General features: G+C 51.1%; 19 protein-coding genes. 11 read left to right on the top strand and 8 right to left on the bottom strand.

Annotation, left to right across the window (positions count from 1 at the left end):
- From cydB to AC4GL5_RS16230, 4 genes are all read left to right on the top strand, one after another.
- The coding region (cydB, locus tag AC4GL5_RS16245) for a cytochrome d ubiquinol oxidase subunit II (RefSeq protein WP_490383848.1) at positions 1 to 885 on the top strand (885 nt) is incomplete at its 5' end.
- A gap of 94 nt (positions 886 to 979) precedes the next feature.
- Positions 980 to 1,099: a cytochrome bd-I oxidase subunit CydX gene (cydX, locus tag AC4GL5_RS16240; protein ID WP_078746289.1), complete on the top strand. Its 120-nt coding sequence runs from the start codon at positions 980 to 982 to the stop codon at positions 1,097 to 1,099.
- A gap of 80 nt (positions 1,100 to 1,179) precedes the next feature.
- The gene (locus tag AC4GL5_RS16235) at positions 1,180 to 1,458 is read left to right on the top strand and encodes a cyd operon YbgE family protein (RefSeq protein WP_490383847.1); all 279 of its coding nucleotides are present in this window, start codon (positions 1,180 to 1,182) and stop codon (positions 1,456 to 1,458) included.
- 167 nt (positions 1,459 to 1,625) lie between these two features.
- Positions 1,626 to 2,549, top strand: coding sequence for a DNA ligase (locus tag AC4GL5_RS16230; protein ID WP_490383846.1), 924 nt, complete (start codon positions 1,626 to 1,628; stop codon positions 2,547 to 2,549).
- Positions 2,550 to 2,686: 137 nt separating this feature from the next.
- On the opposite strand, the gene alr is transcribed toward AC4GL5_RS16230, so the two are convergent.
- The 8 genes from alr to AC4GL5_RS16190 form a co-directional block, all read right to left on the bottom strand.
- Positions 2,687 to 3,766, bottom strand: a complete 1,080-nt coding sequence (gene alr, locus AC4GL5_RS16225) for an alanine racemase (RefSeq protein ID WP_490383845.1) — start codon at positions 3,764 to 3,766, stop codon at positions 2,687 to 2,689.
- A gap of 178 nt (positions 3,767 to 3,944) precedes the next feature.
- Positions 3,945 to 4,328: a RidA family protein gene (locus AC4GL5_RS16220; RefSeq protein ID WP_490383844.1), complete on the bottom strand. Its 384-nt coding sequence runs from the start codon at positions 4,326 to 4,328 to the stop codon at positions 3,945 to 3,947.
- A 141-nt stretch (positions 4,329 to 4,469) separates the two neighbouring features.
- A complete protein-coding gene (locus AC4GL5_RS16215; RefSeq protein ID WP_490383849.1) occupies positions 4,470 to 5,738 on the bottom strand; it encodes a D-amino acid dehydrogenase in 1,269 nt (422 codons plus the stop codon).
- Between the two features lie 754 nt (positions 5,739 to 6,492).
- Positions 6,493 to 7,782: a conjugal transfer protein TraF gene (traF, locus tag AC4GL5_RS16210; protein ID WP_490383843.1), complete on the bottom strand. Its 1,290-nt coding sequence runs from the start codon at positions 7,780 to 7,782 to the stop codon at positions 6,493 to 6,495.
- A gap of 114 nt (positions 7,783 to 7,896) precedes the next feature.
- Positions 7,897 to 10,041: an ATP-dependent DNA helicase DinG gene (gene dinG / locus AC4GL5_RS16205; RefSeq protein ID WP_490383842.1), complete on the bottom strand. Its 2,145-nt coding sequence runs from the start codon at positions 10,039 to 10,041 to the stop codon at positions 7,897 to 7,899.
- A gap of 228 nt (positions 10,042 to 10,269) precedes the next feature.
- Positions 10,270 to 10,524, bottom strand: coding sequence for a TIGR02647 family protein (locus AC4GL5_RS16200; RefSeq protein WP_490383841.1), 255 nt, complete (start codon positions 10,522 to 10,524; stop codon positions 10,270 to 10,272).
- A gap of 299 nt (positions 10,525 to 10,823) precedes the next feature.
- The gene (gene rhlB, locus AC4GL5_RS16195; protein ID WP_490383840.1) at positions 10,824 to 12,167 is read right to left on the bottom strand and encodes an ATP-dependent RNA helicase RhlB; all 1,344 of its coding nucleotides are present in this window, start codon (positions 12,165 to 12,167) and stop codon (positions 10,824 to 10,826) included.
- A gap of 239 nt (positions 12,168 to 12,406) precedes the next feature.
- Positions 12,407 to 13,912: an FMN-binding glutamate synthase family protein gene (locus AC4GL5_RS16190; protein WP_490383839.1), complete on the bottom strand. Its 1,506-nt coding sequence runs from the start codon at positions 13,910 to 13,912 to the stop codon at positions 12,407 to 12,409.
- Positions 13,913 to 14,187: 275 nt separating this feature from the next.
- Here AC4GL5_RS16190 and AC4GL5_RS16185 point away from each other — a divergent pair, with 275 nt between their 5' ends.
- From AC4GL5_RS16185 to rsgA, 7 genes are all read left to right on the top strand, one after another.
- Positions 14,188 to 15,462 carry an imelysin family protein gene (locus AC4GL5_RS16185; protein ID WP_490383838.1) on the top strand — a complete coding sequence of 425 codons (1,275 nt, stop codon included), beginning with the start codon at positions 14,188 to 14,190 and terminating at the stop codon, positions 15,460 to 15,462.
- Positions 15,463 to 15,736: 274 nt separating this feature from the next.
- A complete protein-coding gene (locus tag AC4GL5_RS16180) occupies positions 15,737 to 17,056 on the top strand; it encodes a di-heme oxidoreductase family protein (protein ID WP_490383837.1) in 1,320 nt (439 codons plus the stop codon).
- The gene (locus tag AC4GL5_RS16175) at positions 17,056 to 18,201 is read left to right on the top strand and encodes an imelysin family protein (RefSeq protein WP_490383836.1); all 1,146 of its coding nucleotides are present in this window, start codon (positions 17,056 to 17,058) and stop codon (positions 18,199 to 18,201) included. Before AC4GL5_RS16180 ends, AC4GL5_RS16175 begins: the two co-directional genes overlap by 1 nt.
- A 1-nt stretch (position 18,202) precedes the next feature.
- The gene (locus tag AC4GL5_RS16170) at positions 18,203 to 19,420 is read left to right on the top strand and encodes a DUF1513 domain-containing protein (RefSeq protein ID WP_490383835.1); all 1,218 of its coding nucleotides are present in this window, start codon (positions 18,203 to 18,205) and stop codon (positions 19,418 to 19,420) included.
- 250 nt (positions 19,421 to 19,670) lie between these two features.
- Complete coding sequence (locus AC4GL5_RS16165; RefSeq protein ID WP_490383834.1) at positions 19,671 to 19,874, top strand: hypothetical protein; 204 nt, start codon at positions 19,671 to 19,673, stop codon at positions 19,872 to 19,874.
- A gap of 192 nt (positions 19,875 to 20,066) precedes the next feature.
- Positions 20,067 to 20,882, top strand: coding sequence for an exodeoxyribonuclease III (xthA, locus tag AC4GL5_RS16160; protein WP_490383833.1), 816 nt, complete (start codon positions 20,067 to 20,069; stop codon positions 20,880 to 20,882).
- A 463-nt stretch (positions 20,883 to 21,345) separates the two neighbouring features.
- Positions 21,346 to 22,548 (top strand): ribosome small subunit-dependent GTPase A, encoded by a 1,203-nt coding sequence (gene rsgA, locus AC4GL5_RS16155; protein WP_490383832.1) that lies wholly within the window; start codon positions 21,346 to 21,348, stop codon positions 22,546 to 22,548.
- The last annotated feature ends 95 nt before the right edge of the window (positions 22,549 to 22,643 follow it).

The following is a 22,643-nucleotide window of genomic DNA, read 5'->3' as shown; positions in this document are numbered from 1 at the left end:
AGCTTCTACTTTGCCATGATGCTGGTACTGTTTGCGCTGTTCTTCCGCCCGGTGGGTTTTGACTACCGCAGCAAGATCGCAGACCCGCGCTGGCGCAGTACCTGGGACTGGGGGCTGTTTATCAGTGGTGCAGTTCCGGCTCTGGTATTTGGTGTCGCCTTCGGCAATCTGCTGCTGGGTGTGGATTTCTATCTGGACGAGTTCCTGCGTCCGCACTATACCGGCAGCTTCTTTGACCTGTTCCATCCTTTCGCCCTGATCTGCGGTGTCGTCAGTCTGACCATGCTGGCCGCGCACGGAGCCATCTGGTTGCAGATGCGAGCTGATCAGCCAGTGGCAGATCGCGCCGGTAAAGCGGGCATTCTAATGCTGATTATTATGCTGATCGCGTTTGCTGCAGCGGGTCTGGTACTTCTGAAAGGCTTGCCGGGGCTGCATATCGATATGATGCCGGCAAAAGATGCCCTGCCAAACCCACTGAGCAAACAGGTCAGTGTGGTGGATGATGGCTGGCTGGCCAACTACAAAACCTACAGCTGGATGGTCGCAGCACCGATCACGGCTTTTGTCATCGGTCTGCTGACCCTGCTGCTGGTAAAAGCCCGTCGTTCAGGCCTGGCTTTTGCGGCACACAGCATCACCATGACAGCGATCATCTGTACTGCCGCTTTCTCTCTGTTCCCGTTTGTACTGCCGTCTCTGTCAAACCCGAACAGCAGTCTGACCCTATGGGATGCAGCGTCCAGCCATCTGACCCTGAATGTGATGTTTATTGCGGCCATGATCTTTGTTCCGATTATTCTGCTTTACACCCTGTGGACCTACAAGGTGATGTGGGGCAGGGTAACCAGTAAACAGATCGACGGCAACCCGCTGGCTTATTAAGCACGCGGTCAGTCAAAGCCGCTATTTAACGTCATTATTAAAGAGACAAAATGGGCAGCGGAAGATAATTCGGCTGCCCAAAGGAGAAAAGACTATGTGGTACTTCGCCTGGATTTTGGGTGTATTACTGGCGATCTCTTTCGGCATCATCAATGCGATGTGGCTGGAATCCGATCCTGCATTTGATCTGGATAACGATCAGCCCCAGGGCTGATCATCTCTACCGGCCAGCGCCTGTCTTAAAGCAGGAAGCTGGCCGTCTGGTTTAACACTAGCGATACCGGAATCCTGATAATGAACGTTCCCTATCCCAAGTCCCGCTGGACTCAGGCGCTTTCTCTGATCAGCGCTATTGTCATAAGCGTCATACTGACGGCTTACCCACGGCTGATTGCTGAATCCATCCACGAAGTGGATCATGGCCTCTTCACTTTGTTTATGTGGGCGGTGAGTGCCGGTTTTATTCATGGTGTCGGTTTTGAGCCGAAAGCTACCCTCTGGCGAATTATCTTTAACCCGGTTATCGCCTGGCTGGTCATTGCTTATGGGTTGATTCAGTATCTTTGGCACTAACCGTTAGATTGACCGTTAAACAGCCTGAACTGTCACTCAATTCCAATAGTGACCTCTGTCATAAATACGCTGTATCTTCACCTGGCTTCGCCAACAATACTTGAACTCCCCGCCATGACTCACTAGCGTTAACAACATTATCAATCATCACTCAAGGAGGCAGTGATATGTCGAACACAGGGAAGGTCTCGCTCAGCCAGAACTCACATTATTTCACCCGCACACTACTTAGCCTCGGGCTAACCTCAGCCTGCATCGCATCACCAGCCGTCAGCTGGGCCGATGCGCTTAATCCTCACACGCCCCTGCCTCTGATGCTGGCCAAGCATTACCAACAACAGGACAATATTCAGGAATACTGGGTCAGCGAAAAGCTGGATGGGGTTCGGGCGTTCTGGGATGGCGAGCAACTAAGAACCCGTCAGGGCAATCTGATCAGACTCCCCCGTTCTATGCAGGATGCTCTACCCAAGGTCTCGCTGGATGGCGAGCTTTGGCTGGGACGCGGTCGCTTTGCTGAAATTTCAGGCCTGACCAGACAGGAACAAACCACCCTTGAGGACTGGGCGGAGGTTGAGTACCGGATTTTTGATCTGCCGGATCAGCTGACCACTTTCGATCAGCGGGTTAAGGATATCGAAAGCCTCTGTCAGGAGATGGAGCTGGCCTGGCTGCAACCGGTAAAACAGTTCAAACTGCCCAGCCAGGCAGCCTTGGACAACTATCTTCATCAGCTGACCGAAGAAGGGGCTGAAGGTCTTATGCTGCACCGGGGCAGCGCCCTGCACCAGGCGGGACGCTCCAATGATCTGCTGAAGGTAAAACTCTACGATGATGCCGAGGCTGTGGTAATCGGTTATACCGAAGGCAAAGGACAGTTTGAGGGCATGATGGGCGCGATAAAAGTCCGGCTGGCGGATGGCCGTGAGATGAAAATCGGCAGCGGTTTCAGTCGGCTCGAACGCCAGTCACCTCCGCCAATAGGTACCATTATTACCTACCGCTATAACGGTCATACCGCATCCGGTCTGCCGCGCTTTGCCCGCTTTATGCGTATTCGGGATGACTATGGGGCGCTGGAGTTGAAATAAAGAGCTGAAATAAGAAGCTCAAATAACAGCTCCCCGCAAAAGCAAAAAGGCTCTCCTGCCAAACAGGAGAGCCTTTTTAATGCACCACAACCAGCTTACGCAGATACTGGTCTTATAAGCTCCAGTTCTTATAAACACTAGCGCTTATACACACGAGGCACACGGGTTGTGATACCGGTAAACAGGGTATAGGAGATGGTATCGGCACAGGCCGCAACCTTGTTCACATCGACCTGAGCACCCCACAGCTCTACCGGATCACCGATTTTGGCATCCGGCTGATCGGTCAGATCAACGGTCATCATATCCATGGAAACCTTACCGATAATACGGGTCATTTTGCCATTTACCGCAACCGGGGTACCGTCGATAGCATGGCGCGGATAACCATCGGCATAGCCCATCGCCACCACACCCACGCGGGTTGGCTGTTCGGTAGTGAAACGACGACCGTAACCGATCGGCTCTCCCACAGGCAGCTCACGAACCGCGATAATCTCAGAACTCAGGGTCATCACAGGCTTAAGACGAGCGGCGTTGTCAGTTTGCTGATCCAAAGGTGAAGCGCCATACAGCATAATACCGGGACGCACCCAGTCACCGTGGGTTTGTGGCCAGTGCAGGGTTGCAGCAGAGTTTGCCATGCAGTGCTGCAGGCCGAAGCGGTCACAGGCAGCATGGAAATTAGCAATTTGGGTCTGGGTGTAATCGCACTCAAGTTCATCGGCACAGGCAAAGTGTGTCATCGCGATCACGTCAGAGATGTGATCCAGCTGTTGCAGACGCTCAACCGCTTTGGCAAAACCTTCAGCATCAAAACCGAGACGGTGCATACCGGAATCAAACTTAACCAGCACCGGCAACGGCTGAGAAAACACGTGCTGTTCCAGCGCTTCCAGCTGCCACTCACTGTGAACAGCGGTCATCATCTGGTACTTATCAACGGATTCCAGCTCATCAGCGGTAAAAAAACCTTCCAGCAGAACAACCGGTTGTTTAACACCGTTTTCCACCAGCTGCAGCGCTTCTTCAATACAGGCAACGCCAAAGGCATCGGCAACATCCGCCAGATAATGCGCTGCTTCAACGGCACCATGACCATAGGCATTCGCTTTAATAATCGCTACCGCCTTACGACCGGGAGCCAGTTCTTTTGCCAGCAGATAGTTGTGTTTCAGTGCAGCCAGATCTATTACAGCTTTAGCAGCCCGCGCCATGTGCAGGTCTCCATCTCGTTATTATATTGAGGGTCTGAATATAGGGTTTTGCAGTACAACATTCGGGAAGCATCAGAGCCGTCGTAGTCTAGCGTAAACGGCTCTGAACCGCAGTGCCGGAAGGCACTGCGATGGTCTAACGCATCAGTATTAAAGTGCTGAAATCAACGCACGAAAATTAAAGCGCCAGAATACCTTCAACTTCCACATCAACACCTTTTGGCAGCTCTTTAACACCCAGAGCAGCACGAGCCGGGTAAGGTGCAGTGAAATAACGCTCCATCACTTCGTTAACCTTAGCGAAGTTACCCAGATCCGGCATATAGATGTTCAGCTTAACCACGTTCTCCAGAGAACCACCGGCTGCTTCTGCAACCGCTTTCAGGTTTTCAAATACCTGAACGGTCTGCGCTTCAAAAGACTCCGTTACCACTTCCATGGTTTTCGGATCCAGCGGGATCTGACCGGACATAAATACCAGATTACCAACCTGAACAGCCTGAGAGTATGGGCCGATTGCAGCAGGAGCGTTGTCAGAGTGGATAATTTTCTTATCTGCCATGGGGAAAGCCTCTTTTAAGCAGTTATTTTGATCATAAAAAAGGCAGGCCGCTAAGCCTGCCTAAGCACAAATTGCGAGTAAGAGCAGAACAACAAGTGCAAAAAGATGACCGGCCTGAGACATATCTCAGGCCAGAAGAAATTAACGATAACGGGCAACATCCAGATCCGCCGGATCAATACCGGTTTCATTACCGGAGATCAGATCCGCCAGCAGACGGGAAGAACCGCAGGACATGGTCCAACCCAGCGTGCCGTGACCCGTGTTCAGGGACAGGTTGCTGAACTTGGTTTTACCGATGATCGGCGTACCGTCCGGTGTCATAGGACGCAGACCGGTCCAGTATTCTGCCTTGGAAATATCACCACCATCAGGGAAGACATCAGACACGACCATGGAGATGGTATCCAGACGCTTCTGCGGCATCTCCAGGTTATAACCGGATAGTTCAGCCGTACCCGCCACACGGATGCGGTCATCAAAACGGGTGATCGCAACCTTGTAGGTTTCATCCATAACCGTGGACATTGGCGCGGCATCATAGTTGGTGATCGGCATAGTCAGGGAGTAGCCCTTGATTGGATAAACCGGCAGATCAATACCCACCTGCTTCATCAGCTGACGGGAGAAACTGCCCATCGCAACCACATAGTGATCCGCTGTCAGCGTACCGGCTGAGGTTTTAACGCCAGTCACTTCACCCGCCTGATCCAGCAAACCATGAATCTCGGTATCGAACTGGAACTTCACGCCCATCTCTTTACAGAGATCCGCCAGCTTATTAGTAAAGGCGTAGCAGTCACCGGTCTGGTCACCCACCATACGCAGGCCACCAACAAACTTATCCTTCACACGACCCAGCGCAGGCTCGTACTGCAGAACGCCGTCCATATCCAGCTCCTGGAAATCGACGCCAAAATCACGCAATACCGCAATATCTTTCTGGACCGCTTCAACCTGCTTCTCGTTACGGAACAACTGAGTCAGACCCTGCTGACGGTCTTCGTAACGGATACCGGTTTCTTCACGCAGTGAGTCGATGGACAGGCGGGCATACTCGGAAACACGCACCATACGGGATTTGTTGACCGCGTAACGACCTTCGGTGCAGTTCGCCAGCATCTGGGTCATCCAAGCGTACTGGAACGGGTCCAGAGTCGCAGACATTTTCAGCGGCGCATGGGTCTGAGTCAGCCACTTCATCGCTTTAAACGGAATGCCCGGAGCCGCCCAAGGGGTGGAATAACCGAATGAAACCTGACCCGCATTCGCGTGACTGGTTTCCATTGCGGGAGAATCCTGACGGTCAACAACGGTTACCTCATGGCCTTGTTTTGCCAAATAGTAAGCTGTGGTTACACCCACAACACCGCTACCTAAAATCAGAATATTCATACGCATCCACTCCAGAGAGTCCTGGCTTGATTCACCAGACAGGTTTAAAACGAAGTTGTTGTTTTTCTGGCTGAACCACCAATGGACAGATGATTTATCTGGATAAGCGTGATCAGCCAGCGAATGCGCATAGATTATTATACTTCAATCAAAAAATGACACTTATTTAAGCCACAGAAAAAGAATAAAAAACCGTTAAAAGCCATTTAGGCAGCAAAAACCAGCTGCCAGAGCTTTAACGAACAGGCCATATACCCAAAAATAGGTATAAATTCTTTAAAATTCAATAGCTTAAAGCACCCAAAACAGAATCAAATCAGGATAAAAGCACGGATAACAGAAAATATTTCTGCAGAAGAGAGAAAAAAGAATGAATAATCTGAATCAGGCTCAGAAATCGCGACAACCCTCAACCTCAAACAACAAAAGCAGCCTGAACAGGGATAAAGATAAGAAAGGTGCTGACAGAGTGAGTGCGCCAGAAAGCAGACATAAGAGGGAAAAAGCAAAGGGAGCGTAAAAAGGACAAAAACAAAAAAACCGGGCTAAACCCGGCTTTTGTTCAGAACCCAATGAGTGGATTCTGCGGAAACTGATTCGTGGCTGGTTCTAACCTCACCCGAAAGACTTTGTCAGTCTTAAGGAGAGTCGGCTTCCTTGCCGGCCATACCCCACATCACCTCCATGTGCGTTCAATAATAGGCCGGATCTGAAAGCACCAATACTGTTTTAAACCCTAAAAAAGCCAAGGGAATTCCCTTGGAAGCCCTTAGAATGCCTCTTCAAAACTAACATTTAGGGCAAACTGACGGGGGATTGCGTTTCCATCTACTTCTGTGCTCTCAAGGCCATAGGTAAAGTCAAGATTAGCAACACCACGGAATAGGCCCAGTCCTATGTTTACAGCAGACAACTCTGTGCCGGACAAATTTTTCTGGTAACCCAGGCGAGCAGTCGGGATAAATGCATTTTCCGGGAAGAAGGTCGCTGAAAGATGTGCCATTTGGATGTTATCGCCTGTTGGGTCAGCAACATCATTTAGATCGACACTAGCAGCCAACATCAGCATTCTTTCTTGAGTGAATACAGAGCCGTCAAGAGTGAACTGAGGCTCTAACTCATAGGTACCACCAATGTCCAACTTACTCGAAAAAGCAGCGGCAAGGTCATTACCGCTTAAGCTACTCGACTTCAGCTCTGGGCTATTCAGGTTTTTCCCCATCAGGCCAACGTGATAAAAGTCGGAAAACCAGGCAGCTCCCAAATCAACGCCAAACGCGCTGCTATATTTATCCTTTTGATCCAGACCATCATTCACGATATCGCTGAAGCTGCCTTCGTCGCTATCGATTCCTGTTACTTGGCGAGAGAAAGAAGCAGAGTAAGCATTAGCACGCCCACCAACAACCAACTCACCAGTTAATGCTCCCGAATTTACTTTGTAAACAGACTGACTATAGCCCAACCCCAGTTGCAAAATACCTACACCTTGGATGTACACTGAAGAGTCAGTGTTCAGGGTACCTGTCTCTGCTCCAGTACCTAGCTCCAGCGGTGCATCCAGAAAGGAGACCTTAGCGAAAGTTGAAAATGCGGCATCCAGTGTAAACACACCGTCAATATTCCCCGTTTTTAACGCGATAGGAAAACCCGGCACTGAAACCGTGCCCGCCAGCTTCAGAGTACCAGCCTCTCCAAAACGCTCCAGAATGGTATTAAACTCAGTCTGAATAGCAGCAGCCAAGGCAACATCAGGAGAAGCATCTAGCTCATCGAGGCGACTTGTTAAACGGTCAATATCCTCTTCAAAGTTGTCTGCAGAACCAAATTCGACACTTCCCCCAACCTGTGACCAATAACCAAACCTAACCTGCTCATTACTATCGTGATCCAGAACCGCATAACCTGCCGCTGGGTTATAACGAACACTATTAATCGTTATCGGGGATGCGGTCTGTCCCAGAGTTGTCGATGCACCATACGTGGCTAAGGGTATTGAAGCGAATACAGGCGAACTCAATGCCGCTGTGATACTGACAGCCAGAATCTGCTTTTTCATCGTAGTTTTCCTTTATAACCTCTTAAAGATTCACATTATTAAAGATTAGAGTCGCACAGATCACAAGGAGACATTCGGCTCAGGACGGCAACTAGCTAATAATGCGCTCATCCCTTAAAAAAAACGCCTGAATGGCGGCAAGCTGTTCAATAGCTGCTTTCCATAACGCTTGGTCTGCACCCGTCGATCCAGCATAGAGATTTTTCCGGTATCGGATTCCGTACGCAGTAAACGTCCCACGGCCTGAACCAGACGAATCGAGGCATCCGGTACGGTGATCTGCAGGAAGGGATTACCGCCTTTGGCTTCGATCCATTCAGACAGGGTCTTTTCTACCGGATCATCCGGTACGGAGAAGGGAATACGGGTGATCACCACATGGGAGAGGTATTTCCCCGGCAGGTCGATACCTTCGGCGAAACTGGCCAGACCAAAGATAATGCTGCCTTCGTCTTTATCGAGGCGGCTACGGTGCCGGTCCAGCAGCACCTGCTTGGTGAGGTCATCCTGAACCAGAATGGTGTTTACTAAACTGGCGGGCATCTTGTCGAGCACATCCCGCATCTGACGACGGGAGGAAAACAGCACCAGTGTGCCTTCATCGGTCGATACTTTGTTTTTGATAAAGCTGACAATCTGGCTGGTGTGCACATCGGACTGAGTTGGGTCACAGGCTTCTTCCGGCAGCTCCAGTACGCCGTTAGAGGCAAAATCGAACGGGCTGGGAACCACCAGACAATCCGCATCTTCCGGCAAACCGGCACGGGTTCGGATACGATCAAAGCTGCCCAGTGCAGTCAGGGTTGCCGATGACAACACCGCCCCGAAACAGGGCTGCCAGAGATTACGCGCCAGCGTACCGGCAGCACTGATCGGGCTGCAGGAGACCTCCAGATCGATATCCACCTGCTGATTCTGCAAGGTGATCCAGCGGGCGATAGGCATCACATCTTCCGCCTGAGGCGTGGCGTACATGCCCCACAACTCCCAGGCAGAGACTGCACGACTGTGCAGCATGGTTGCCAGTGGCAGCCACTGCTCGCCCTCTTCCCGGCCTAAAGCACCGGAGGCATCCGGGTCCATGGCCTCTTTCAGCTGTTTAACCATAATCTCCAGCTTCTGACACAGGCTGGCAAAGCTGATCTTCAGGTTAAGAGCCATCTGAACCAGCGTTTCCGGCACGATGCCGTTTTCAAAGCGGAAGACCGGCCGGATATCTTTATCCATATTTTCCGGAGAGAACTGAGTGATCTCATGCAGCTGGCGATAGCACTCGGCCAGCTCCACTTCCAGATTATTCAGAATCTCGGGCAGCTGATTGAGCTGCTTCACAATCAGCTGATCCTGTCCCAGCTCGCTGTTCAGATCCGGCAGGGATTTTTTCAGCAAACGCAGCCACTGCAGCGACGCGTTTACACGGAAGCTTCCGGCAAAGTGATCAATCGCTTTATCCGGCAGATGGTGGCCTTCATCGAAGATATAGATGGTGTCCTGCGGATCAGGCAGGACGATACCGCCCCCCAGGGAGAGATCCGCCAGCACTAAGTCGTGGTTGGCGACGATAATATCCGCGCCATCCAGCTCGTTACGGGCTTTAAAGAAGGCACAACTGCTGAAGTTGCTGCAGCGACGGTTGGTACACTGATTATGATCGGTGGTGATGCGACGCCAGACCGGCTCTTCCAGAGAGTCTTTCCAACTGTCTCTGTCCCCTTCCCATTTACCGGAAAGGTAATGCTGCGCCATCTCCTGATAAAGCGCGGTAGCTTCTTTTGAGGTGTTAGCCTGCAAAAACTCATCAAACAGTGAGAGAGTATTTTGCGCCGGAGCGGCTTCACTGGCATCTTCCAGCGCCTGTTCCAGACGGCTCAGACAGAGATAGCGGCTACGGCCTTTAGCCAGAGCATATTTGAACTGAATCTCAGCATGCTTTTGCAGATCCGGCAGATCTTTAAAGATCAGCTGTTCCTGCAGTGCCACTGTTGCGGTGGATACCACAATGCGTTTGTCGCGCTCTTTGGCAACCGGCAACGAAGAAACCAGATAGGCCAGTGTTTTACCGGTACCTGTGCCCGCTTCAATAGCGCAGACATGAGGGCCGGACGTACGCACGCCATCGGAAGAGGTCTGAATATTACCCAAAGTCCGGGCGATCTGGGCCACCATCAGGCGCTGTCCCTGACGGGCACGAAGCTTACGGTTTTTCAGAAAGGTAGAGTAGGCAGACTGAATGTCAGATTTGATGGCGTCGGTAAGCATGCAGACCTCTTTTTGATGAGGCGGCAATTTTACCTGATGACTACTCTCCATAACAGCATCGCCATAACAGCATCGCCATAACAGCAAAGACTAGTGGCAGAAAAAAGAGGTCGTCATCAGGGCAAAGACAGAATAAAACACAGAAGAGAAACAAGATAACGCATAAAAGACTCAGCCCGGGAGCAAAGCCAGTTCCGGCCAGATTACTGACCGGAGCTGAATTCAATATTAACCTGCGAGCTGGATTTCCGAAGTATCAAGAATGGTTTTTAAGGCTTGGGCATGCTCAGCCGCTGTATGGCCAAGAGAGGTCAGATAGCCGCCATCTTCCTGAGTAATTAAGCCTTTTTCGAACAGACGGCAGGTTGCTGCAATCAGCTCCGTTTCAGCATTAGAATGAACCTTAATACCCTCCTGCATAGAACTGAGATTAAACTGGAGCAGTACATTGATTTCCTGAAGTTGAGCTTCACTTATCCGCATAGAGATCACCTCTTGTAGGGTTACCGGTACATTCCAGACTTTTCTACCCGCCTGGTTGCTTGTACACAGTTGCTTATACTTAGTTGCCTGTACTTGTACCTGTTACTTGCAACATATTCTCGTTCTTCAAACGTCAGGCTTACTCGTCCACTCTAGCAAGTTTGCCCTACAGGTGTTAGGGAAAAATGAGCCTACCACGGGCTGCTTTAGTCCTATAGCCTGAAAAAACAGATCAGCGGACAGAAAAAAACCGGAGGGGTTAAGCTCCGGTTTTTCGTTTCAGTAACCATCAATCAGTCTTAGCCGTTATCAATAAGACTGATATCCGGTTGCTGACTTTCAATCTTCTTACCGATGAACTCTTCGATATCCGGCAGTACAAAGGCATCTTCCTCTCCGATGAAACTGATGGATACACCCAGAGAACCAGCACGACCTGTACGACCAATACGGTGTACGTAATCTTCCGGGTCATCCGGCAGTGTAAAGTTCACTACGTGACTGACGTCATCAATGTGGATACCACGACCGGCTACATCCGTAGCAACCAATACCTGGATAGAACCATCACGGAACTTCTCCAGAGTAGAGATACGCTTACGCTGCTCCACTTCACCGGATAGCATCGCTACGCTGACACCGGCTTTTTTCAGCTGGTCGCACAGATCGCGGACACGATCACGACGGTTAGCAAATACGATAACCCGATCCCAGCCCTCTTTGCGCATCAGGCTGATCAGCAGTTTCTCTTTATCAGAATCCGCTACGATATAGGCATGCTGCTCTACATTGACGTTGGTCTGCTCTTCAGACTCAATCTCAATGCGAACGGGCTCGTAGGTCCACATATCTGCCAGATTCTCAACATCCTGCGGATAGGTCGCACTGAACAGGAAGGTCTGACGCTCTTCTTTCTTCGGCGTGGCGCGGATAATACGCTTCACATCCGGAATGAAGCCCATGCTCAGCATACGATCCGCTTCATCCAGAACCAGCACTTCCACTTCGCGCAGATCCAGATCACGTTTCTGATGGAAGTCCAGCAGACGACCCGGTGTTGCGACCATGATGTCGATCTGGCCTTTCAACTGATCACGCTGTTTCTGGTAATCCATACCACCCACAATAGAAACCACGTTAAAGCCGCAATACTTGTTCAGCTGATGGGCATCTTTGGCGATCTGCATCACCAACTCACGGGTTGGCGCAATAATCAGGGCACGGGGCGCACCATTTTTCTGCAGGCCCGGGCCTTCCTCTTCCAGGAAGTAGCTCAGGATGCTGATCAGGAAAGCCGCTGTTTTACCGGTACCGGTCTGGGCTTTACCGATCATATCTTTACCCAGCAGGGTGTGTTCCAGGGATTGCCCCTGAATCGGCGTGCAGTACTCGAAACCAGCCTCGTGGATAGATCGCATCAGAGGCAGCGGCAGATCGAAATCATGGAAACGATGCTGGCCTTCAACTTCCGGTACGACAAACTGAGAGATATCCCAGTTGTTGTTCTGTTTTTTCTTCTTAAAAGGCGGACGACGACGGCGCTTGTGGCTGCGCTTGGCATTAGCCGATTTGGTATGGGATTCGTTGCGCTGATTGTCGTTGGTTGATTCGGAAGCTTTCTGATTTTCGGATGGGTTTGACACGGGTTATTCTACTCCTGAAACCCTGAACGCATCAGGGCTTTGTCATTAATCTGTTTCACCGTTTCCGGTATTGTCTCAGTTTTTAGGCTTCGGCACATTTTTTCTCTGCTTTTAACACAGTCTGTACCAAAACCTCTCTAAAATGTGGATGCAAACAGGAATTCCCGAAAAATTCCCTACTCCCGGAAAACCTATCGACCGGGAGCATTAGCCTTCCATTGGCGAAACGGGGCCGTAGTTTAATCCACTTTCTCCCTTAATGGGATGTAATTGCCCGGATAAAGTACTGCCAAGTTCTCTGACAGTCCGGATGCGGTCACCATCTGGCCGTGATGACGACGCAGTTCTCGGGGCTCACGGGCACCACAGGAGTGAGCAATAATACCCACTTCATTAATCAGATGCTGATGATAACTGGCCACCCGTACCGATTTATCCTGCGGATTAAGGCCCTCCTGCAGATCCGGGTCGTGAGTGGTTACACCGGATGGGCAGGTATTTTTATTACACTGCAACGCCTGAATACAACCCAGCGCAAACATAAAACCCCGAGCCGTAACAGTAAAGTCTGCACCGATAGCGATTGCCCATGCAACATCAGTCGGGTTAACCAGTTTACCGGATGCGATCACCCGAACCCGATTACGCAGGCCAAAGGCTTTCAGCATATCCACGACCATTGGCAGACTCTCTTTCAACGAAAGGCCGACACTATCCATCAGCGGCATTGGTGCCGCACCGGTTCCCCCTTCCGCACCATCAAGGGTAATAAAGTCCGGTGCACTCTCTTCACCTCTATGATTGATCTCAGTAAAGAGCTCATCCAGCCAGGCGTGACTACCCAGTACAAATTTAATACCCACTGGCTTACCGGTAACCCGACGCACACGATCAATCATATCCAACAGATTCGCAGGGCTGTTAATATCCGGATGGCGGTTCGGGCTAATGGAATCTTCGCCCACCTTAATGCCCCGGATTTCCGCAATCTCAGCATTCACCTTTTCACCGGGTAAGATACCGCCCTTACCCGGCTTGGCACCCTGACTGAGCTTAATCTCAAACATCCGCACCTGCTCAACGGCAGCGACTTTTTTCAGCTTCTCATCGCTGAGCTGACCATGTTCATCCCGCACGCCATACTTGGCCGTACCGATCTGAAAAACGATATCGCAACCACCGGACAGATGATAAGGCGATAAACCTCCTTCACCGGTGTTCATCCAACAACCCGCCATCTGAGCACCAGCAGACAAGGCTTCAACCGCCGGGCGGGACAATGCACCAAAGCTCATACCGGAAATATTTACGATGGACTTGGCATGAAAGGGTGTATCGCAATAAGGGCCAACCTCAAGGGGTGGTGATTCAACCGCATCTTCTTTAAGTGTTGGGTAGGGTGTATTCAGAAAAATAACAGCACCGGGTCTGTGGATATCCCGGCTTGAGCCGAAGGCGACCGTGTTATCAACATTCTTTGCAGCCCGATAGGCCCAACTACGCTGCGCGCGATTGAAAGGTAATTCCTCGCGGTCCATAGCAAAGAAATACTGACGGAAAAACTCGCCCAGGTGTTCAAAGAAATAACGAAAACGACCCAGTACCGGAAAATTTCGGCGAATGGTGTGTTTTGTCTGATGCTTATCGACGTAATACATCACACCCACCCAAATCACACCGGCAACCAACAACATCAAAAAACCGATTACCAGAATATCTAAAACAAAAACAGCAAACTGATCCATGGGAGCTCCTTGTTACTCCTTGAAAGGCAAAATTCCGCTGGTCAGATCATACCTGATTTCAATTCTTATGCATCGGGCCACGACCTTCAGATACGTTATTTGCCCTCTTTTCAAAGGCCTCAACAACCAAACCAGACTAAAGTCCCCGTCAAAGATGAGCTCTTTACAGGTAAAAGGTATTGATAACATTTCTCATTTGTATTCTAATAACTAGACTCATCCGATAAAGGGTGCCACTTAGATGGCACTGAAAAAAAACAGTTATAGGAATTCTCATGCAAAAACGCTCTCTGACTCTGGCTATCGCACTGGCAGCCGGCATCTCCGGATGCAGCATGATGCCTGCACAGGACAAGGCAACGGCTGAAGAACAAGTAGTAAAAACCTATACCGACATCGCCTACGCAACCTTTGACGACGCCTATCTGACGGCCGTTGAGCTGCAAAAATCGGTTGATCTTTTCCTGGCAAACCCAACAGCACAAGGCCTGGAACAACTGAAAGCTCAGTGGATCATCGCACGGGCACCTTATCAGCAGAGCGAAGTATTCCGTTTCGGCAATGCAATCGTAGATGACTGGGAAGGTCAGCTAAACGCCTGGCCTCTGGATGAAGGTCTGATCGACTACGTAGACGACGGCTACTACCAGCACGAACTGGGCAACCCGGGTGCGGAACTGAATATCATCGCTAACAGCCAGGTTCAGATCGGTTCTGAAACCGTAAGCTTTGCCGATATCACCGCTGACAAGCTGGCGGATATCAACGAACTGGGTGGTTCAGAAGCTAACGTCGCTACCGGTTACCACGCGATCGAGTTTCTGCTGTGGGGGCAGGACCTGAACGGAACCCGCACCGGTGCCGGTGAGCGCCCTTACACCGATTACGTTCAGGGTGGCGACTGTACCGGTGGTCACTGTGATCGCCGTGGCGCCTACCTGAAAGCCGCCGTTGACCTGCTGGTGGCAGATCTGGACTGGATGCGCCAGCAATGGGCTCCGGGGCAGAACGGTAATTACCGGGCAGAACTGTTGGCAGAACCGGCTGACAACGGCCTGCGCAAAATGCTGTACGGCATGGGTAGTCTCTCTCTGGGTGAACTGGCTGGTGAACGTATTAAAGTGGCAATGGAAGCCAACTCGACTGAAGATGAGCATGACTGCTTCTCTGACAACACCCACTACTCTCACTACTACGATGCCAAAGGTGTACAGAACATCTATCTGGGTGAGTACACCCGTGTTGACGGCAGTAAAGTCAACGGCACCAGTCTGAGTGATCTGGTTCAGGCCAAAGATGCCTCGCTGGATAAGGCGATGCGTAACCAGCTGGCAAAAACCGATGCCACGCTTCAGGAGATGGTCAATCTGGCGGAAGGCCCTCAGCAGATCAAATTCGATATGCTGATCGCTCCGGGTAATCAGGAAGGTGCTCAGTTGCTGACACGCTCCATCAACACCCTCGTGGAGCAGACCCGCTACATTGAGCAGGTAGCCGGTACTTTAAATGTTGACGCACTGAATCCGGACACGGCTGATCACGAGTTCTGATTAACGTCGTAAACGACCAACGCTATCAGCTATGACCGCAAACGGCCTTCGGGTCGTTTGCGCGTTTCAGAAGCTGGAAAAAAGTGATTTAAATCAAAGACCTGTAATACAAGATATCTTCACTAAAAACAGGCAGCCTGATGAGAAAATGCACATGCATAATGATCCGATAATCCGACGTTTACTAACCACAAGCCTTTTAGTCAGCACTCTTTTCAGCCCTCTCACCTACGCCGATGACAGTAACAAAAGGCAGAATCCACGGCTTGGCGGTATGGCCAGTGTTAACCAAAGCGACCGTAATGCCTTCTCTCGACCAGCAGCCAACCTTTCTCCCCTTCGACAGCTGGACTTTAAAGTGGGCAACAGTTTCTTTAAAGCGCCCTGGGTTATGGCCCCATCCAGCACCACAGCCCGTGATGGACTGGGCCCTCTGATTAACACCAACGCCTGCCAGAACTGCCATCTGAAAGACGGTCGCGGCCATGTACCCGACTTTAACCCCGAACGGGATGCTATGACGGAACAAGCGGTCAGTCTCTTTCTGCGTCTGAGTCGCCCGGCACTATCCCCAGCCGATAAACAGCAGCAAGCTAAGTTTGGCCCCTTACCTACCCCCGTTTATGGCGGTCAACTTCAGAATATGGCGACACCGGGCATCACCCCGGAAGGTGAAATGAAACTCACCTATACCGTAAAAACGATCACCTATCCGGATGGAAGCCAGACCGAACTGCGTGTTCCTCATTACGAGCTGATCAACGCGGCTTACGGTAAACCGATTGACGGCATACTAATGTCGCCCCGTATCGCACCACATATGGCAGGCCTGGGGTTACTGGAACTGATTCCGGAAAACGCAATTCTGGCCAATGCAGATCCTGATGACCAGGATCAGAACGGCATCTCCGGTAAAGCCAACCGGGTCTGGGACCGTCAGCAGCAAATCACAGCACTGGGGCGCTTTGGCTGGAAAGCCGCAGAACCGACACTGAAACAACAAAATTCCGGTGCCTTTGCCGGAGACATGGGGCTGACCACTTCGCTGCACCCGGAAACCGACTGCACCGCAAGCCAACCCTGTGAAAAAAGCGCCTCAGGCGGCACACCGGAAGTACCGGATAAGACCCTGAATCATGTCACCTTCTACACCCAGCACTTAGCCGTCCCCATGCAAAGAGATGCCGATTCAGAAGAGATCCAACAAGGCTATCAGCACTTTAATGAGGCAGGCTGCAATCAGTGCCACATTGAGAACTGGAAAACCGGTCAGGCAGCAGATCGCCCGGAGCTATCCAATCAGCAGATCCGGCCTTTTACCGACCTGCTGCTGCACGATATGGGTGAAGGTCTGGCCGATAACCGGCCGGAATATCTGGCCAACGGTAAAGAATGGCGTACAGCGCCACTATGGGGCGTCGGTATCAACAAAGTTGTCACCGGACAGGAAAACTATCTGCATGACGGACGTGCCCGAACACTGGAAGAGGCGATACTATGGCACGGTGGTGAAGCGGAAACTGCGAAAAATCACTTTATGACGCTGCCACAGGATGAACGCCAACAACTGATACGATTCCTGGAGTCACTCTGATGTCCAAGCTTTTCTCTCCTTATCCTCTGACTCTGATACTGAGTTCAGGGATTGCGCTGTCATCTGCTGTAGCCAATGCCGCTGATTTACCGGTTTTTGACTACGATGCCTACACCCTTTCTGTCGAGCAGACTCAAGAGGGACAGATGACCGCATTTATTGCCCGCAGCAAACGCTTTAATCAACTGGTTTCCCTGGCCTGCGAACCAACAGCAGACAATAAACTGACACAGCAACCGCTGCAGGACTGGAATGCACTGCCATCACTCCAGCAGGCATGGCTGAATACATCTGAACAATGGCAACGCCTGCAGGTTTTTCCGCTGGGGCCCAATGCCGATGTTACCGTTCGCCTAAATATCAGTTTTTGGCCGGATAAGAAAAATCTGGTCGAACGCAAAGCCCGTAGCCTGCTGAATCAGGGTGAAAAAGCTGAACTAAAACATGGCGGCATTGCCATGCAAGGGCTAACCGCCAGCGAATACCTGCTGTTTGATCCCGGCCACCTGAAAAAATCCAGCCCGAAGCAATCCTGTCACCTGCTCACACAGGTCGCCGAGCAAAATGCAGAGAATGCCAAAGCGATGCTGACCCGCTGGAACGAGAGCGACTTCCTGACGGAGTGGCACGATGCCGCACTGGGTAACGATACCTTTGCCAGCACCACACAGGCCACCGGCTATCTGCTGGCAGGTCTTGCTGAACAACTGGAAGCGATCGCCAAAAACAAACTCTATAAACCTTTCCGTCTCAACGATGAAAAAGCACTGCCGAACGGCTATTTGGCTGAGAACTGGCGAAGCACCCAGAGCCTGACCAACCTGGCTACCAACTTTAAACAAATGCGAGCCTATTATCTGGGACTACCAGCGCGAAGCTCTGACAAAACCATTAATGGTCCTGATCAGCTGTTACGCCATCAGGGTTTTGCCGCAGAAGCCGATCAGATTCTGTCAGCGTTTAATCAGAGCCAAAGCACACTGGAAACTCTGGTCACGATAGGATCGGCAGCTTATTTATCTGAAGAGGGTAAAGCCCAGGCCAGAAAACTGCACGACGAGATCAAACAGCTGGAACGAGCGCTGAAAAAACCATTACCGCACTTCAAGCTGACCCAACGCTTTAATTCCGCGGATGGAGACTGATATGACGCCCAGGCAAACGCTGAAATTTTCAATCTGTCGGCGACGCTTTCTTCAGAGCTTTGGCACAACGGCACTGAGCAGTGCCGTTGTGGGGGGCATGTATCTTACCGGAACAGGCAAGGCGCTGGCTGCCGTCAACCATTCAGCTTCCCAAGTGGATTTGCCGACTCCCCCAAATAACTCGCTATACCTGGCAAGCAGCGTAAAGACCAGCAAGACCGGACATCAATTGCTCAGCCTGAGCGGTGAACAGCCAAGACTGAAAAGAAGTGGCTGGCGCGGCCATCAGGCACTGGCCTCTCCCGATGGGCGCTTTCTGGTCTCCGTCGCCCGTCGCCCGGACACCCAGCTGCTTATCGAAGATCTGCACTCTGGTCAGAATCTCTTTATCGATGCTGATGAAGGTCGCCATTATTATGGTCATGGCCTGTTCACCCCAGACGGGCGCTGGTTTTATACCCCGGAAAACGACTATGAAAACGTTCGCGGTGTGATCGGCAAGTATGATGTGGCCGCAGGTTTTATCAAGATTGCAGAGTGGGACAGTCATGGCGTCGGGCCGCACCAGATCGCATTTTTACCACAACAGAACGACGAACATCCGGTAATGGTGGTTGCTAACGGTGGTATCGAAACCCATCCGGACTACCCGCGAATCAAGCTAAATATCGAAACCATGCGTCCCAATCTGAGCTATCTGGACGCTAAGGGCAAGTTGCTGGATCAGGTTGAGCCGCCCCATTTTCAGTTGTCCCTGCGCCATCTGGATGTCGCTCCGGATGGACAAGTCTGGGTAGGAGCCCAGTATCAGGGGGAGATCTTTGAGAGCCCAAACCTGATCTTCAGTCACCGCATGGGAGAAGCACTGCAAACGGTTCAGGCACCGACAGAGCTCTGGTCTCAACTGAATGGTTATATCGCCAGCCTCAGCTGCCATAAAATACAGGATACCGTTTGTATCACGGCACCAAGAGCAAATACCGTGACTTTCTGGCAACGCTCAACCGGCAAACTGATCCGAACCCAGACGCTTAGCGACTGCTCAGGAGCCTGTTCCCATCCGCAACTACCGCTATACTACATCAGCAGTGGAGCGGGAGATCTGGCAGCATTCAATGCAGAGAACGGCAATAAGATCTGGCAACAGCGCTTTGAAGGTATTCACTGGGACAATCATCTGACCTGGACAGGCCGGCTTCAGGAACAGATTGAAAGCTGATTAAGTCCCCGGATACAACAGAACCGGAGTTATCTCCGGTTCTGCCTGCCCCTAAAAAACGCTACCGTCTACACCAGTGCGGTTCAGTAGCGATAAATAGTCGCTTGTTTACACCTCTGAGGGCTGTTTTCATTGTGTCCCGTGATTCCCTGCCCTAAAATGCACGCCCTCAGGCGAAAGCCTGATTCAGCAAGACTCCCCGCTTCCGGCACTGAACATCATTCCCGATACACACAAAGGTGAGCTCACTATGACACGTATGAAGAAAACCCGCTCGCTGAAAGGCAAAGCCAATATTCGTACCGGTAAAAAAGAAGACTTTAAGAAATGGCGCGAAGAACAGAGCGCTCTGGGTAATCGCCCGAAAACGGCGGCTCAGAAGAAAAAAGCCAAACAGCGTAAAGAACAGGCAGCGAAGAAAATGGCCCGTTTAGGTTTGAATAAAGACGATTAACAGCGTCCCAAAAAAACAGACTCCCATGCCTGCTGCTATGTCGAATAATAGTCGTTAGAACAACAACCGTAGTTAGAGCAACAACTAGAGCAACAACTAGAGCAACAACTAGAGCAACAACTAAAGCAACAACTAAAGCATAAAACCTAACAGTCACCGGCCTTAAGACCAAAAGCCATAAGGATCTCTACTGTGAAAATCGTCAGCTTCAATATCAATGGTATCCGCGCCCGCCTGCATCAGATTCAGGCGGTGATCGACCAACTACAACCTGATGTTATCGGTCTGCAGGAGATCAAGGTACATGATGATGCCTTTCCACTGGCCGATATTGAAGCAACCGGTTATCACGTTGAGTACTTCGGCCAGAAAAGCCATTACGGTGTGGCGCTGATGTCGAAGAAGAAACCGCTTAATGTGCGTAAAGGTTTTCCGACCGACGATGAAGACGCGCAACGTCGTATGATCATTGGTGATTACGAAGCGGCCGATGGCTCTGTGGTAACGGTGATGAACGGTTACTTCCCTCAGGGGGAAAACATCAAACACGAGACCAAGTATCCGGCTAAGCGTAAGTTCTATGCCGATCTGCAAAACCTGCTGGAAAGCGAATACAGCAAAGAGCAGCAGGTGGTGGTGATGGGTGACTTTAATATCTCCTCCACCGACTGGGATATCGGCATTGGCGAGCAGAACGCCAAACGCTGGCTGCGCACCGGCAAAACCAGCTTCCAGCCTGAAGAGCGGGAATGGTTTGATCGTCTGCTGGGCTGGGGCCTGGTGGACAGCTACCGTGAACAGCACCCGGAAGATAACAGCCAATTCAGCTGGTTTGATTACCGCAGCAAAGGTTTTGATGACGAGCCAAAACGCGGCCTGCGTATCGATACCCTGCTGGTCACCGACAGTCTGATGCAAAAATGTGATGCGACCGGTATCGACTATGAGATCCGCGCCATGGAAAAACCCTCAGATCACTGCCCGGTTTGGGCTGAATTTAAGTTCTGAAAGCAGGCAGACATCTGAATACCCATCGGGTTTTGAACTCAGAACGATAAAAGCGAAGCCACAGAGCTTCGCTTTTTTATACCCAAGACAACCGGACCGCTTTCCAAGTTCTTAAGAACACGCTAACCTTGCCCAATAATTTCACGAGGCTAAATGTCAGCCTCGAACGTTTCCTACCACTAACCCCCACGGAGTCTTTGATGATTGTAATGTCTTTTGCCAACACTGTTTTTGCAGGTCAGGCCGCTTAACAAGCCCCTTTTGATTTTCAGAGGCTAAGCCGCTGATGCCTGTGCCCAAATGGTCTCCATCCCATAGCGACGGAGACAAGGGCAGGATGTTTGACGCCTGAAGCTTACTATCGGAAATCTGAAGCTTCTCAGCCCGCATCACTCACCCAAAAACCTGTTGGCCCGTTCATTTCTTTTTGATTGTTTTACAACGACTCAGGAACGGAAAGACAATGTCTTCAAACACTAAAAAACCAAGCATTACACCATCTCGCCGCCTAAAGCGACCGGCTGCTACAGCTAACAGCCAGCAACACTCCGGCCTGCAAACGCCTGTCCATGCTGAGCAAACACAGAAAGCAGCCTTAACGCTGACCTCTCTCGGCTGGGGACACTTCTTTCAGCAGCAGCTGACACTGGAGGAACTGGAGCAGCACACACCTTTTCGGGTAACAGAGGTGCATCGAAACCGCATCGTGCTGCAAACCGTTGCCAAATCAGAAGCGGGAGAAAATAGCCTGCCGGAACACGACCTTTCCACCTTGTTCTGGAAAGACCTGCCGACTCAGGAAAGGCCTACCGTGGGCGACTGGCTGTTACTCGATAAGGATAACCAACCGGTACGCTTGCTGGATCGCTTCAGTCTGATTCAGCGTCTGGCCGCAGGCATCGAAACCCATCAGCAGCTGATCGCCGCTAATATCGATACGCTGCTGATCGTGACCTCCTGCAATCAGGACTTCAATCTCAACCGGATTGAGCGCTACCTTAGCCTTGCGGCTGAAAGCGGCATTCAACCTGTCATCGTGATCACCAAGAGTGACCTTTGCGATGATCCGGAAGACTACATCGGACAGATACGAAGTCTCGATAACCTGCTGCCGGTTGAAAGTGTGAATGCCACAGATCCTGACTCGGTAAAGCGATTGCTGCCCTGGTGTAAAAGCGGCCAGACTCTGGCCCTGACCGGCTCATCCGGCGTGGGAAAATCCACACTGGTCAACAGCCTGACCGGCCATATTGATCAGGCTACTCAGGCGATTCGGGAAGATGATGCCAAAGGTCGTCACACCACGACAGGGCGCAGCCTGCACCTGATCACTGACGGTGGTCTACTGCTGGATACGCCGGGAATACGGGAGCTGAAGCTGTTTGACAGTGAATCCGGTATCCGGCAAACCTTCTCGGATATTGAAACCTTGTCTCAACACTGCCGTTTTGCGGATTGCCAGCATTTTGATGAGCCGGGCTGCGCTGTGACAGCAGCTATTGAGTCCGGCCAGCTGGAAGCGCGACGACTGGAGAGCTTTCATAAGCTGATGGATGAACAGGAAAGAAACCAGCAAAGCCTTGCTGAAAAGCGGGAAAAAGATCGGGCTTTGGGACGCTTTTACCGGTCAGCCAAAAGCAGTGCCAAGCAGTTTAAAGGCAGGTAGAGATCTCTTCTTGTCTGCCTAGGCGATAAAAAAGCCCCCGCAGTGAAGTGACCCCATAAAGTTGGACACTTTATTTATCCGGCTGCCATGGCCTG

The organism is Oceanospirillum sp. (assembly GCF_982874595.1).
Note: the sequence above shows the minus strand (reverse complement) of the source record. Positions and strands in the feature narration are given on the sequence as shown.

Coding starts and splice junctions, on each gene's coding strand:
- AC4GL5_RS16200 (WP_490383841.1), bottom strand. CDS start 10,524: ATGCGGATAAGTGAAGCTCAACTTCAGGAAATCAATGTACTGCTCCAG.
- AC4GL5_RS16185 (WP_490383838.1), top strand. CDS start 14,188: ATGCAAAAACGCTCTCTGACTCTGGCTATCGCACTGGCAGCCGGCATC.
- AC4GL5_RS16165 (WP_490383834.1), top strand. CDS start 19,671: ATGACACGTATGAAGAAAACCCGCTCGCTGAAAGGCAAAGCCAATATT.
- AC4GL5_RS16220 (WP_490383844.1), bottom strand. CDS start 4,328: ATGGCAGATAAGAAAATTATCCACTCTGACAACGCTCCTGCTGCAATC.
- AC4GL5_RS16235 (WP_490383847.1), top strand. CDS start 1,180: ATGAACGTTCCCTATCCCAAGTCCCGCTGGACTCAGGCGCTTTCTCTG.
- rsgA (WP_490383832.1), top strand. CDS start 21,346: ATGTCTTCAAACACTAAAAAACCAAGCATTACACCATCTCGCCGCCTA.
- AC4GL5_RS16190 (WP_490383839.1), bottom strand. CDS start 13,912: ATGGATCAGTTTGCTGTTTTTGTTTTAGATATTCTGGTAATCGGTTTT.
- AC4GL5_RS16180 (WP_490383837.1), top strand. CDS start 15,737: ATGGCCAGTGTTAACCAAAGCGACCGTAATGCCTTCTCTCGACCAGCA.
- cydX (WP_078746289.1), top strand. CDS start 980: ATGTGGTACTTCGCCTGGATTTTGGGTGTATTACTGGCGATCTCTTTC.
- alr (WP_490383845.1), bottom strand. CDS start 3,766: ATGGCGCGGGCTGCTAAAGCTGTAATAGATCTGGCTGCACTGAAACAC.
- AC4GL5_RS16170 (WP_490383835.1), top strand. CDS start 18,203: ATGACGCCCAGGCAAACGCTGAAATTTTCAATCTGTCGGCGACGCTTT.
- traF (WP_490383843.1), bottom strand. CDS start 7,782: ATGAAAAAGCAGATTCTGGCTGTCAGTATCACAGCGGCATTGAGTTCG.
- AC4GL5_RS16230 (WP_490383846.1), top strand. CDS start 1,626: ATGTCGAACACAGGGAAGGTCTCGCTCAGCCAGAACTCACATTATTTC.
- dinG (WP_490383842.1), bottom strand. CDS start 10,041: ATGCTTACCGACGCCATCAAATCTGACATTCAGTCTGCCTACTCTACC.
- AC4GL5_RS16175 (WP_490383836.1), top strand. CDS start 17,056: ATGTCCAAGCTTTTCTCTCCTTATCCTCTGACTCTGATACTGAGTTCA.